This is a genomic window from Anoxybacter fermentans, assembly GCF_003991135.1.
Lineage (GTDB): Bacteria > Bacillota > Halanaerobiia > DY22613 > DY22613 > Anoxybacter > Anoxybacter fermentans.
The window spans coordinates 180824-193482 of the sequence record NZ_CP016379.1; the positions used below are offsets into that span (position 1 = coordinate 180824).

The 12659-nt window shown below is 35.1% G+C and carries 11 protein-coding genes and 1 pseudogene; 9 read left to right on the forward strand and 3 right to left on the reverse strand.

Annotation, left to right across the window (positions count from 1 at the left end; genetic code table 11):
* Nucleotides 1–89: 89 nt before the first annotated feature.
* The 7 genes from BBF96_RS00830 to BBF96_RS00860 all read left to right on the forward strand — a co-directional run bounded on the left by BBF96_RS00830 (nt 90) and on the right by BBF96_RS00860 (nt 7658).
* Nucleotides 90–875: a peptidoglycan DD-metalloendopeptidase family protein gene (locus BBF96_RS00830; protein ID WP_127015392.1), complete on the forward strand. Its 786-nt coding sequence runs from the start codon at nt 90–92 to the stop codon at nt 873–875.
* 105 nt (nt 876–980) lie between these two features.
* A complete protein-coding gene (locus BBF96_RS00835; RefSeq protein ID WP_127015393.1) occupies nt 981–2309 on the forward strand; it encodes a PhoH family protein in 1329 nt (442 codons plus the stop codon).
* A 166-nt stretch (nt 2310–2475) separates the two neighbouring features.
* Nucleotides 2476–2766, forward strand: coding sequence for an Asp-tRNA(Asn)/Glu-tRNA(Gln) amidotransferase subunit GatC (gene gatC, locus BBF96_RS00840; RefSeq protein ID WP_127015394.1), 291 nt, complete (start codon nt 2476–2478; stop codon nt 2764–2766).
* A 15-nt stretch (nt 2767–2781) separates the two neighbouring features.
* The gene (gene gatA / locus BBF96_RS00845; RefSeq protein WP_127015395.1) at nt 2782–4245 is read left to right on the forward strand and encodes an Asp-tRNA(Asn)/Glu-tRNA(Gln) amidotransferase subunit GatA; all 1464 of its coding nucleotides are present in this window, start codon (nt 2782–2784) and stop codon (nt 4243–4245) included.
* Nucleotides 4246–4255: 10 nt separating this feature from the next.
* Nucleotides 4256–4750, forward strand: coding sequence for a GNAT family N-acetyltransferase (locus tag BBF96_RS00850; RefSeq protein WP_127015396.1), 495 nt, complete (start codon nt 4256–4258; stop codon nt 4748–4750).
* A 30-nt stretch (nt 4751–4780) separates the two neighbouring features.
* Complete coding sequence (gene gatB, locus BBF96_RS00855) at nt 4781–6235, forward strand: Asp-tRNA(Asn)/Glu-tRNA(Gln) amidotransferase subunit GatB (protein WP_127015397.1); 1455 nt, start codon at nt 4781–4783, stop codon at nt 6233–6235.
* Nucleotides 6236–6623: 388 nt separating this feature from the next.
* Nucleotides 6624–7658: a radical SAM protein gene (locus BBF96_RS00860; RefSeq protein WP_127015398.1), complete on the forward strand. Its 1035-nt coding sequence runs from the start codon at nt 6624–6626 to the stop codon at nt 7656–7658.
* Between the two features lie 405 nt (nt 7659–8063).
* Here the strand turns inward: BBF96_RS00860 and BBF96_RS00865 are convergent, their stop codons facing one another.
* The 3 genes and pseudogenes from BBF96_RS00865 to BBF96_RS00875 all read right to left on the reverse strand — a co-directional run.
* Nucleotides 8064–8687, reverse strand: coding sequence for an ISL3 family transposase (locus BBF96_RS00865; protein ID WP_127015399.1), 624 nt, complete (start codon nt 8685–8687; stop codon nt 8064–8066).
* Nucleotides 8687–9265, reverse strand: coding sequence for a transposase family protein (locus tag BBF96_RS00870; RefSeq protein WP_127015400.1), 579 nt, complete (start codon nt 9263–9265; stop codon nt 8687–8689). The genes BBF96_RS00865 and BBF96_RS00870 overlap by 1 nt, the downstream gene beginning before the upstream one ends.
* Nucleotides 9266–9650: 385 nt before the next feature.
* Nucleotides 9651–10034 (reverse strand): annotated as a pseudogene (locus BBF96_RS00875) (ATP-binding protein); the annotation flags it as partial.
* A gap of 627 nt (nt 10035–10661) precedes the next feature.
* On the opposite strand from BBF96_RS00875, the gene BBF96_RS00880 reads away from it, so the two are divergent.
* Together BBF96_RS00880 and BBF96_RS00885 are read left to right on the forward strand one after the other, a co-directional pair.
* Nucleotides 10662–11522, forward strand: a complete 861-nt coding sequence (locus BBF96_RS00880; RefSeq protein ID WP_205665677.1) for a polysaccharide deacetylase family protein — start codon at nt 10662–10664, stop codon at nt 11520–11522.
* An 84-nt stretch (nt 11523–11606) separates the two neighbouring features.
* Nucleotides 11607–12656, forward strand: a complete 1050-nt coding sequence (locus tag BBF96_RS00885) for a hypothetical protein (protein ID WP_127015401.1) — start codon at nt 11607–11609, stop codon at nt 12654–12656.
* The last annotated feature ends 3 nt before the right edge of the window (nt 12657–12659 follow it).

Here is a 12659-nt window from a genome sequence, read left to right on the forward strand (position 1 = left end):
GAAAATCTTAAAAAGAACTGAATATATCAAATATACAACCTATTAAATTTGTACTGCTTACACTATCAGATGAAGAAGGAGTTGAAATAATGAAAGCAATATATCAGAAATTTTTAAGTTTAACTCTGGTTACTGCTTTTGCTGGTATTACTGTTGTTGCTCCTGCTAAAGCGGCTGAACCTATACATAAAGTTCGGTCGGGTGAGAGTTTGTGGAGTATTGCACAGAAATATCATATGGATGTAGAGACTTTGGCTAGAATCAACGGAATCCGGAATCCTGAATATATTAAAGTAGGAATGGAGTTAAAACTTGGGAAAGGTCCACAGATTTATAAGGTCAAACCTGGAGAAAGCATATGGTCCATTTCTAAGAAATTTGGGATAAGTTATAAGACTCTAGTCAGGTATAACAATTTGAAAAATCCGGATAAGATTTTTCCCGGTATGGAAATTAAGATACCTGCTAAAGTAGGAGTTAAATCAAAGCATAAACAGCGTTACTTTATCTGGCCAGCGAAAGGTAGGGTTTCTTCTTCATTTGGATTCCGCTGGGGCCGTATGCATAATGGAGTTGATATTGCCCTGCCTGTCGGACGGGATGTACGTGCTGCTGCCGGAGGTAAAGTAATCTGGGGCGGTTGGATAAATGGTTACGGTTATACAGTGATTATTGAACATAGTGATGGTTATCGTACTCTCTATGCCCATAACTCACGGGTTTTGGTTAGAGGAGGAGATTGGGTAAAGCAGGGGCAGATTATTGCCAAATCAGGTAACACTGGTCGTTCTACCGGACCTCACCTACATTTTGAGATACAAAAAGATGGACGGCCTGTGGACCCCATGATTTATATTAAAGACCTCAGGAGATGATTCTCCCTGAGGTTTTTTTTTGAATAATGATTACTAAAAAAGAAGGAAAATATGTTGTTAGCTAGAAATTTAAAATAAAGTCTGTTAAATACTAGGAGGGAAAATATGGAATTTAAGAAAAAACTTTTTATTTTAGATACCAATGTGTTATTAACTGATCCCCATGCTATTTTTGCTTTTCAGGAGAATGATGTAATTATTCCAATTGCAGTTATTGAAGAGATTGATGCGATGAAATCACGGAATGATAGTATCGGTTTTAATGCCCGTTATACTTCACGACTTCTGGATAAATTGCGGGAACAAGGACGCCTGGATGAAGGAGTTTTTCTTGAAACGGGTGGAATTTTAAGGATTGATATAGACAGAAATAATCATCATATTCCTGAAGGGCTGGCCCAGGATAAAATGGATAACCGGATTTTAAGTGTGGCTTTTTCGGCTAAAGATAACTTAAAGGACCGGTATAAGAAAATTATCCTGGTTTCCAGAGATATTAACATGCGAATTAAAGCAAATGCCTTTGGTCTGGATGCGGCTGATTATATTAAAGATAAGATTGAATATGAGAGTTCTTATGTAGGGATGTTGGAACTGAAAGTTTCACCGGAGGTCATTAATTCTTTCTATGCCAAAGGCTATGTCAAGCTGGAAGGTCATAATCTTCATGCCAATGAATGTGTGCATTTTAGATCAGGAAATCAATCTGCTCTGGGGATTTATAAAAAGGAGAAGGATCTTATAGAGAAATTGGTCTTTCAAGAGGTTACCCCCTGGGGAATACGGGCCAGGAACCGGGAACAGAGATTTGCCCTGGAATTATTGCTAGATGATAATATTAAAATTGTAACTATTGTAGGTAGAGCCGGAACTGGTAAAACTCTTCTAGCTTTAGCGGCGGGACTTTATAAAGTGATAGATGAAGAGGTCTATCGAAAACTTTTAGTTGCAAGACCAGTTATTCCCATGGGGCGGGATATTGGATATCTTCCTGGAGATAAAGATGAAAAACTTAGGCCCTGGATGCAGCCTATTTATGATAATTTAGAGTTTCTTCTGTATGGTGAGGAAAGCGGTAAGAAAAAAGAAGAAGCTCATTTGAGTGTGGAGTTTTTAGAACAGAAGGAATTTATTCAAATTGAACCATTGACCTATATTCGCGGCCGTTCAATTCCACATCAATACATAATTATTGATGAAGCTCAAAATTTGACCAGACATGAGATCAAAACCATCATTACCCGTGCTGGAAAAGGAACCAAAATTGTCCTTACAGGGGATCCAGAACAGATTGATAATCCTTATCTTGATGAAAATAGCAATGGACTTACTTATGTTGCTGATCGCTTTAAAGATATTGAAATTGCCGGACATATAACTCTAATTAAGGGTGAACGCTCACCTCTGGCTGAGATTGGAGCCAGAATTTTGTAAATCACTTCAACTTTGAAGTGATTTTTCTTTATAAAAAATTAGGGTATGCTAAAAGATGGGGTTTAAGCTTGAATAGTAGTGATTAAACCTACCTGGTTGTAAGTTTTTTTGCTTTATGTTATAATTAGCTGAAAAAGATTTTTTTGAAAGGATGGTGGTTTAAAAGATGATCCAAAGATCGGATGTGGAACATGTGGCAAAACTGGCCCGTTTAAAACTCTCGGATGATGAGATAGAAACTTTTACTCAACAATTAGGTGATATCCTTGATTATGTACATAAATTAGAGAAAATAGATACGGAAAATGTACAACCGACTGCCCATGTCTTGCCATTATGTAATGTATTCCGTGAAGATAAAGTGAAAGATTCATTAGATCGGGAGATTGCTCTTTCTAATGCTCCTGAAAAAGAAGGCGCATATTTCAAAACACCTAAAATTCTGGAGTCGGAATAAGGGAGGAATGTTAGAATGGCATTATATTTCAAAACAGCCCACGAATTGCGGGATATGATCTGGAATCGGGAAATTTCAGTAGAAGAATTAATTAATGCTCAATTTGAAAGAATTGAAGAAGTAGAGGATAAGGTTAAATCATATGTGACATTAAATAAAGAGGGAGCCTTGAAAAAAGCTCGTGAGTTAGATGAAGTAATTGGTCGTGGTGAAGAGTTGGGGGATTTAACAGGAATTCCCATCGCTATAAAAGATAATATTTGTACTAAAGGAATTCGGACAACCTGTTCTTCCAGGATTTTAGAAAATTTCATTCCACCATATAATGCGACTGTAGTAGAAAAATTGGAAAAAGCAAATACTGTGATGATTGGAAAGACCAATTTAGACGAGTTTGCCATGGGTTCGTCCACTGAGAATTCAGCATTTTTTCCAACTCATAACCCCTGGGATTTAGAGCGGGTTCCTGGAGGTTCTAGTGGTGGTTCGGCTGCGGCTGTTGCTTCGGGTGAAGCTGTGATTAGCCTGGGATCTGATACCGGTGGTTCAATTCGCCAACCGGCTGCATTTTGCGGAATTGTGGGAATGAAACCTACGTACGGTTTTGTTTCCCGGTATGGTCTGGTTGCTTTTGCATCCAGCCTGGATCAGATTGGACCTTTTACCAGAGATGTGACTGACTGTGCTCTGGTGATGAATTATCTGGCAGGTCATGATGATAGAGATTCTACATCAGCTTTAAAAGAACCCGAAGATTTTACTAAAGCACTTGTGGCAGATGTAAAGGGATTAAATATCGGAGTTCCTAAAGAATATTTCGGTGAAGGTATTGATACTGAAATTATAAATAAAATAAATGAATGTATTAAACTGTTGGTTAAATTAGGAGCAGATGCGGAAGAAGTTTCTATGCCTCATACAGAAGCTGCACTTCCAGCATATTATATCATTGCTCCTGCGGAAGCCAGTTCTAATCTGGCCAGATATGATGGAGTTCGTTATGGTTATCGGGCAGAAAATACTCGCGGTCTTTTAGATATGTATAATACTACTCGAAGTGAAGGTTTTGGGCCAGAGGTTAAACGCCGGATTATGTTAGGTACGTATGCCTTAAGTTCGGGTTATTATGATGCATATTATCTGAAGGCACAGAAGGTTCGTACCCTGATCAAGGATGATTTTGATCGGGCCTTCAGTAAATATGATGTCCTGATCTCTCCTACTACACCAACTACTGCTTTTAAATTGGGTGAAAATGTAGATAACCCATTAGCTATGTATATGAGTGATATCTGCACTGTGCCTATAAACCTGGCTGGTGTACCTGCTATCTCCATACCTGTAGGATTTGATTCCAATGGATTACCCATTGGCTTACAGATTATTGGTAAACATTTTGCTGAAGCTACCATCTTAAGAGTAGCTTATACCTTAGAACAGGAACTTAGAGTAAAGGATAAGCATCCTGTGCTGGGTTAGGGGGGAAAGAATGAAAGAAAAACTGGCCTTTGAAATCGTGAATGCGAAAGAAAAAGATCGCCAGTGGCTTATAAAATATGTATCTGAAAATTGGGGTTCATCAAAGATTGTTAGCCGGGGGAAAGTCCATCAGGTGGAAGAACTGCCTGCTCTTATAGCAAAAACCCTGGATGGTGAGTATGTTGGACTTTTATGTTATCGAATCGATAGTGATGAGTGTGAAGTAGTGGTATTGGAGAGTTTAAAAGAAAATTGCGGGGTTGGAACAGCTCTAATGGAGCGGGTTCAATCTATCGCAAAAGAGGCTCGTTGCAAGCGGGTCTGGTTGATTACTACCAATGATAATCTTCATGCTCTGAAGTTTTATCAAAAGCGGGGCTACAGCCTTGTGGCAGTATACCGTAATGCAGTAGAAGAAGCCCGACGGTTCAAACCCCAAATTCCTTTGATTGGCAATGATGGTATTCCCGTGCGCGATGAGATTGAGTTAGAGATGATACTTTGAGATATATTTAAAATAATGGAGGTGTTAATTATGCCTGAAGGTTTTGAAATAATCATCGGACTTGAGGTTCATGCCCAACTGGCAACAAAGTCCAAGATCTTTTGCGGATGCAGTACTGAATTTGGTGCAGAACCAAATGTGCATACCTGTCCGGTTTGTCTGGGAATGCCGGGTGTTTTACCTGTTTTGAATAAAAAAGCGGTAGAATATGCTGTTAAAGCTGGCCTTGCTTTGAACTGTGAAATTGCTTCTTTTAGTAAATTTGATCGTAAGAACTATTTCTATCCAGATTTGCCTAAGGCCTATCAGATCTCCCAATATGATCTACCTCTCTGCAAAAACGGTTATATAGATGTAGAAGATGATAATGGGGAGACTTTCCGGGTACGGATTAACAGGATTCATCTAGAAGAAGATGCAGGAAAACTGGTACACGGTACTGGAGCAAATATAACTGAATCTGACGCAGCACTGGTGGATTTAAATCGTGCTGGGGTACCGCTGATTGAGATTGTAACTGAGCCTGATATCCACAGTCCTGCCCAGGCAAGGGCTTATTTGATTACTCTCAAGTCCATTCTTAAATATCTGGGTGTATCTGATTGTAATATGGAAGAAGGTTCTTTAAGGGTTGATGCCAATGTTTCCATTAGACCTGTAGGTTCTAAAGAGTTTGGAACCAAAACTGAATTAAAGAATATGAACTCTTTTAAAGCATTGGAACGGGCTTTAGAGTATGAAGTTGAGCGACAGGCGGAAGTTATTAAGAGCGGTGGTAAGGTGGTTCAGGAGACCCGGACATGGGATGAGAAAGCCGGTAAAACTGTCTCTATGCGGAGTAAAGAAGAAGCTCATGATTATAGGTATTTTCCTGAACCTGACCTTGTGCCCATTAAACTGGATAGAGAATGGATTGAGGAGATTCGTGCATCCATTGGTGAACTGCCTAAAGAGAAAAAACAGCGATTTATTGAGCAATATGGTTTGCCTGAATATGATGCGGGTGTTCTGACTCAGGATAAGGCATTGGCCGACTTTTTTGAAGATGCTGCTAAAGAATATCATGATCCAAAAGCCGTATCAAATTGGGTCATGGGTGATTTCTTACGTCTGGTTAAGGAAGAGAATATTGATTATGGTGATTTGAAAATAACAGGTAGCCAGTTAGCAGAGATGTTGAAATTGATAGATAAAGGAACCATCTCCTCAAAGATTGCTAAAACTGTCTTTGAAGAGATGTTCAAGACAGGTAAGAATCCGAAGACTATTGTTGAGGAGAAAGGTTTAATCCAGATCAGTGATGAGAGTGTACTGGAAGGTATTGTACAAAAAGTTCTAGATGCCAATCCGCAGGCAATTGCTGATTATAAAGCCGGTAAAGATCGGGCCATCAAATTCCTCATGGGTCAGGTAATGAAAGAGACCCGGGGTAAGGCTAACCCACAATTGGTTAATAAGATACTCATGGAAAAATTGAATGCTTAAAGGAATGAGTGGATGATAGACAGGCCGATGAATGGGTCTGTCTATTGTTTTTAATAAATGGTTAAACTGCAAAAAGCTAATTTTTCGCTTCCTGAGAAATTTTTCGAATCATCTAAAGCTCGATTTCCGCCGAAATAAGGCTTCCTAATCAAAGGGCCCTCCTGGCCCTTGATTAGCTCATCACATCCTGGGATGAGGCCTTGCTTTGTCTGAAATCTCGCTAAGATGGTTTAGCGAAAAATTTTTATGTTGCTTAAAATAAGCTTTTTGCAATAAAGTCACTTTAAAATTTTCCAGGTAACCTTTTGGAGTATAATAAAATATAGAGAGGAAAATAAATTATCGGTGGAGAAATTTTAAAGAAAAAATCAGGCAGGGAGAAGAGAAAATGAGAGTTATAAGGGAAGATTTGTTTTTTGATTATCTTTATAACAAGTTAGTAAAAAGTGTAAAATTACGAATCGGTCAAGGGTGTAGTGGTGAATGTTCTTTTTGCAATATCCGTGAAAAAGAAGGAGAAGAAGTAATTTATCCTCCGGCAGATAAAATTAAAAAAGGATTACTTGAGCTGTGGGAGAGTGGGGTTAGACACCTTGATTTTATGGATGATACGTTCCTGTTAAATGGCGATGAAATGGGGAATATTTTAAGAAACTTGATGGAGAGGGGAGTCGGTTTTACTTTTTCTATTGTCAGTCCGGTAAAAACTCTCATTCGTAATCAAAAATATCTAACCCCCTTTAAACAATTGGGATTACGACGGATAACTTTGCGGGTGGAAAATTCCAATGAGGATGTTTTAAGTCGTTATAACATTAAAGCAACCAGGGCCGATAAGCAGTATGCGATTCAAATATTGCAGGCATTGCGGTTTCAGATTCACCTTCATTATATTCTTTTTGAACCTTTGACTACCCTTGAGCATTTGAGAAATGATTTTAATTTTCTCGAAAAATATAACCTATTGGGCCTTGTTCCTTTTACCGATATTCTTACTAGCTATCTGGATCTTGACAAAGATACTCCTATCAGTCGGGAATATGGGAATCGTCAGTTGATTAAACCATCTTCCAATTCACTGCTGCCGTATCAGATTTTTCAAAAGGAAGTAGAAGAGATATTTTACTGGCTTTTGTATTTTGAAAAGGAGTTTGGGAAGAGGTTTGAAGATATTTATAACAAGCTTTTACAGTTCAGAATAGATCTGGCAAAAGAAAAACCTAACTGGGCTTTGACGCATCAAGGCCAGGAACTGATGTATATTATATTGAAACTGAGAATGCTGCCATATGAGCTTTTTAAAGAGTTGTTAAACAGCAATAATGATCAGATTGCAGAAGGTGAAATGAGAAGAAAATGTGAAATAAAGCTTTCGGAGGTTGAGGAAAACTATAGGTGTTATCGAAAATGTTATAATTTATAGATTTAATTTTGACAGAAATAATGACTATTTTATTGATGTAAAAAATGGATAAGGAAAGTTTTACAAGAAAAACAGGAAAAATTAATACTAAAGGAGAATGAATATAATAGAAACGTTAAGATAGGTAAATATTTAGATAGCTAATGCAGTTATATTGTATTACACCCTTTAATAAAATTTAGTGAGGTATAAAATATGTTTTTTTTGGTACAATATAAAAAAGTTTAAAAGGGTATGATACAAATGAAAAGAAATTATTATTTTTTATGGAAAAATAGATTAGGGGGGGATGTATGTTTAAGTCCAGGTTAGGTAAAAATTCTTGGCTCTCCGTCAAATGTTGTGAAAGATAAGTTGGCTCTGTTGAATTGATTGATAAATTGATTTTGAAATAAACATTTAAATTTAATAACTTAACATTGAATTAAATACTCTTCTCCTTAGATTCATAACATTTGGAACACCATATCCGATCCTTTTGATCAATTTAATCTTGTTATTGATACCCTCAGCAAAGCCATTGGTTATCTTAGTCTTAAAATAATTTAGTATTTTTTCTTCCCATCTTTGTATTATCTTTTTTACCTGGTAAAAAGGTATCAGCTTGCTTTTTATTACTTCTTTATACCACCTTTTTAGAGCTCTGGTGGCTTCTTTTACATCATCTAGCTGCAATAAGTCTCTGAATTCCTCTTTTAATTCCCAGGCCTTTTCTAGAGCTGGACTGAGTTCAAATAATTCGATGAGCTTTTCATGTTCTTCGTCTGTCAGTTCCTCAGCTCGTTTTTGGAGTAATAAACGAATTTGAAAAAACTTTCTTCTCTGATGATTATTTAGTGTTTGTTGAACTTGTTTTCTAACTTCGTCAAGGGCTTTGTTCATTAAAGTTACAAGGTGAAATTTATCTATAACAATTTTTGCATGAGTAAATGCTGTATCTGCTACTGCTTTAAACGGACGCCACATATCCATAGAAATCGATTGAATTTGCCGTCTTTGTTCATCTTCCCAATAATTAAAGTAGTTAATTAAATCATCCTTTTTGCGGGTAGGTAAATGTCAATTAACTCCCGATTAATTGGATCTGTAATGCTAACTCCATATTTATGGCGTTTTAAAACTGCAAATTCATCGATACTGATGGCTTTTAATTGACTAAGTTTTGAAAGTTGTTGTTCAATGAGAGGGTCAATTACTTTTTTAACTGCATTATTAACAGCTGTATAACTTAACCCGTTTTCTCTAGCAACTTTAGAATAATCCTTGCTGACAGTTTCTTTAGCAAGACATTTATCAAAGCGTTTGGTATTACGGGCATATTTATCAATACTTTCATATTTTTCAGGGATGCCCCTTTTATGACAATAAGGACAACGATATCTTTTCTTTAGAAGTCTAATGATTACTAGTTTACCTCTTATGGGGATGTCTCTAATATTTTGCCATTTTGTATCATGGATTTTATTAGTGATATTACCACACTGAGGACACACAATGTGATTTTTCTTTGCTTCAGCGATAAAAATATATCTGTCCTCCGTTGAAATAATTTCAGTTGCAATAATGTCTGGCAAATCAAGAAATTTTATGATATTATTATCTTGCATTTGCTGGGCTCCTTTCTTTGGTTTTTAGTTCGCAACTAATTAATTCAACGGGGCCAGCAAATGCCTTTTTATTTTTTATAATTTTTTCTTCACAACATTAATTATAGACCCAAAAGTATTTGGGGAAAGAATACGGTTTTATAGAAATATATAGTTATAAAAAAATTGTAGATTTATTGGAGGGAAATGAGATAGATAATTAAAATTAGCTATTCTATAATTTGTCTTTGTAACAATACTGTCAGGGTATTGCTTTTTATTATGAACTTTTTTAAGATTTTTTAAATAGAAATAATGTGTGTTTGGCAAGATAAAAATTCTGCATTTGACCATATTTTTTTCCAGCATCCTCATTTCCAACATTAATACTTAATGGTAGAGTGTTTAATCTGCAATTTTCTCCTATAAATATCAAAAGATAGCTATGATGTATAAATCTGTTAATTATTACATTTGTCATTCTTTCATCGTAAAATATATTTATCCATTTGCTGAATTCCAGATTGGTTGTTATTATAAGGCTCCTTTTTTCATAGCATTTTGCTATAACTTGAAAGAGCAGCTGGACTCCTTCTCTATCTAAAGGAATATACCCCCATTCATCGCAGATTAACAACTCTGTCTTTTGAATCTGCTTAAGAAACTTATTCAATTTACCTTCAGTTTTTGCTTCTATTAGATGATTCACCAAGGTTGCTGTCCTGTAAAACTTAACCTTCATTCCTCTATTACATGCTTCAATACCAATCGCTGTTGCCAGATGGTTTTGCCAGAAATTCCTTATGAGTATCTGCAATAATTTGTGGATAATTTCTTACTATGCTTTTGCCCAGTCTCAATTGCTTGCAATACTCTGCTATTAATTGTTTTATTCTACACATATCCTTTCCATAGGAGGTGATCATAAACCGATATGTCTGTGCGGTATGATGCTAATTTCGGGATATCATCAGATGATTTAATATCTTCGTATTGATTTTTTGTCCTATATCATATATAATATAAATGAGTAATTGTTTTAAATAACTTTTTCTCATTTTATCAGCACCCTTTTTTGTTTGTGGTAAAACAATTATAAAAAGGATGCTTTTATTTTACAAATTTTTCTTCAATAATTTCCAATAAAAAATGAAAAATCTAAAATTCATAATGATTCTTAACAACTTCTTATAAATCAACGGGCTATCGTCCTAAAAAATTTTCAAGTGCTAAAATTTTGTAAGGAAGGTAATTGGACGAGATATTATGTGATTTTAATTTCTATGGATTTAAAGAATATTCAAGACTTATAGGAGGAAATTTATGTCATCAAAATTATACTTTTCTATGTACCATTATGTCCGCGATTTAAAAAATAGTCGTTTTCCCAAAATTAAAGGTTTAGATTAAGCAACAATTGGAATTTTTCAAACAGAATTTCAATGTAGTTACAATGGAAGAAGTGATTGCAGCTTATAAAGAAAGTTATGACCTTCCAGAAAATGCACTACTACTAACATTTGATGATGGTTATATTGATCATTACTTATATGTAATGCCAGCACTAAAGGAATATGGAATGCAAGGATCATTTTTTGTGCCAGGAAAGATTATTGAAGAACGTACTTTGCTGGATGTGAATAAAATACATTTCATTTTGGCTAGTTCTAATATTCAAGTTCTATTGCGAGACTTATTTAAAAAATTGGATTATTATCGAGGGCGGGAGTTTTACTTCCCATCTAACGAAGAACTTTTTGCAGAGTATGCAGTAGCAAATAGATTTGATTGCAAAGAGGTCGTTTTCTTTAAGAGAATTCTTCAGGTAGTTCTACCAGAAAGGCTTCGTTCAAAAATTGCTAGTGAGATGTTTGAAGAACATGTTGGAATAAGGGAAGAAATTTTTGCAAGAGAACTTTATTTAAATTATGATCAGATGAAATACATGAAAAAGAAGGGGATGTATTTTGGGATTCACGGTTATGATCATTATTGGATGAATATGCTGAGTTTAGATGAATTGAAACAGGATATTACGAGGGCATTAATATGTATGGATGAATTGGTTGATTCGAATTGTTGGGTAATAAATTATCCATATGGTTCTTATAATGATGATGTAATTGATTGTGTAAAATCTATGGGGAGTATACTTGGAGTTACAACAGATTTAGGTATTGTAGATTTAAATACGTGTCATCCATTCAAGTTACCACGTTTGGATACAAATGATTTTCCACCAAAAAGTAATACTTATTTAAAATTCAGGTACTATTAATAAATATTTATGAAATATTTATGCAAAAAGCGAGACATAAAATTTATATAATTTCCGATATATATTGGGGAGGAAATAAGTACAATGAATAAATTTGATGAAAGATATATTATTCGGTTAGCAAACATATCAGATATTGATAATATCATGCGTTTTATTGATAAATACTGGAAAAAAGGACACATAATGGCTCGTGATAAAGAATTATTTAAATACGAATATGCAGATGGTGATAACTTGAATTTTGTTTTAGCTATCGATAAAAATACTAAACTAATTGAAGGAATATTTGGATTTTTAAAATGTTCAAATACGAAAGATCCTAAAAAGAAAGATATTTGGGGCAGTATTTGGAAGGTAAATGATTCGCATGACAACATGCCACTTCTTGGAATTGAACTTGCAAAACGAGTATTTACTTTGACGAACTGTCGCACTCATATAGGAAATGGTGCAAATCCTAACACCACAATTCCGTTAAGAAGAATATTCTTCGGTGATAAAGTAGTTAAAATGAAGCAATATTATTTACTTAATCCATATATTGATGACTATAAAATTGCACTAATAAAAAACAAAGTTAATGGGATTACTATTTCTACGCAAAATGAAACAACTTTGCGGGAATTCCATTCAATTGATGAAGTAAAAAAACATTTTGATATAGAAAGTATTGATGCAATTCCATATAAAGATAACTGGTATGTTAATAAGCGTTACTTTTGCCACCCATATTATAAATATAAGGTATACGGATTGGCAGATGGAACAGGGAAAATAGGTGCATTAATGATGGCGCGAGTAATTGAATGTAATGGCAGAAAGGTATTTAGGATTGTAGATTATATTGGAAATCACAAATTATTTGCTGGACTATCTAATCAATTTCAACAATTGATAAAAGACAATGATTTTGAATATATAGATTTCTATACATATGGTTTTGATGAGGAATCAATCTTAAAAGCTGGATTTAAACTTAGAACAGACGAGGATCCAAATGTAATTCCAAATTACTTTGAACCATTTGTACGTGAAAATATTGATATATGGGCACATTATAAACTTGAGGGTACTTTATTTTTCAAAGCTGATGGTGATCAAGATAGACCGAATATAATTAGGAGTATTTAATAG

Coding starts and splice junctions, on each gene's coding strand:
- BBF96_RS00830 (WP_127015392.1), top strand. CDS start 90: ATGAAAGCAATATATCAGAAATTTTTAAGTTTAACTCTGGTTACTGCT.
- BBF96_RS00860 (WP_127015398.1), top strand. CDS start 6,624: ATGAGAGTTATAAGGGAAGATTTGTTTTTTGATTATCTTTATAACAAG.
- BBF96_RS00850 (WP_127015396.1), top strand. CDS start 4,256: ATGAAAGAAAAACTGGCCTTTGAAATCGTGAATGCGAAAGAAAAAGAT.
- gatB (WP_127015397.1), top strand. CDS start 4,781: ATGCCTGAAGGTTTTGAAATAATCATCGGACTTGAGGTTCATGCCCAA.
- BBF96_RS00870 (WP_127015400.1), bottom strand. CDS start 9,265: ATGCAAGATAATAATATCATAAAATTTCTTGATTTGCCAGACATTATT.
- gatA (WP_127015395.1), top strand. CDS start 2,782: ATGGCATTATATTTCAAAACAGCCCACGAATTGCGGGATATGATCTGG.
- BBF96_RS00885 (WP_127015401.1), top strand. CDS start 11,607: ATGAATAAATTTGATGAAAGATATATTATTCGGTTAGCAAACATATCA.
- gatC (WP_127015394.1), top strand. CDS start 2,476: ATGATCCAAAGATCGGATGTGGAACATGTGGCAAAACTGGCCCGTTTA.
- BBF96_RS00835 (WP_127015393.1), top strand. CDS start 981: ATGGAATTTAAGAAAAAACTTTTTATTTTAGATACCAATGTGTTATTA.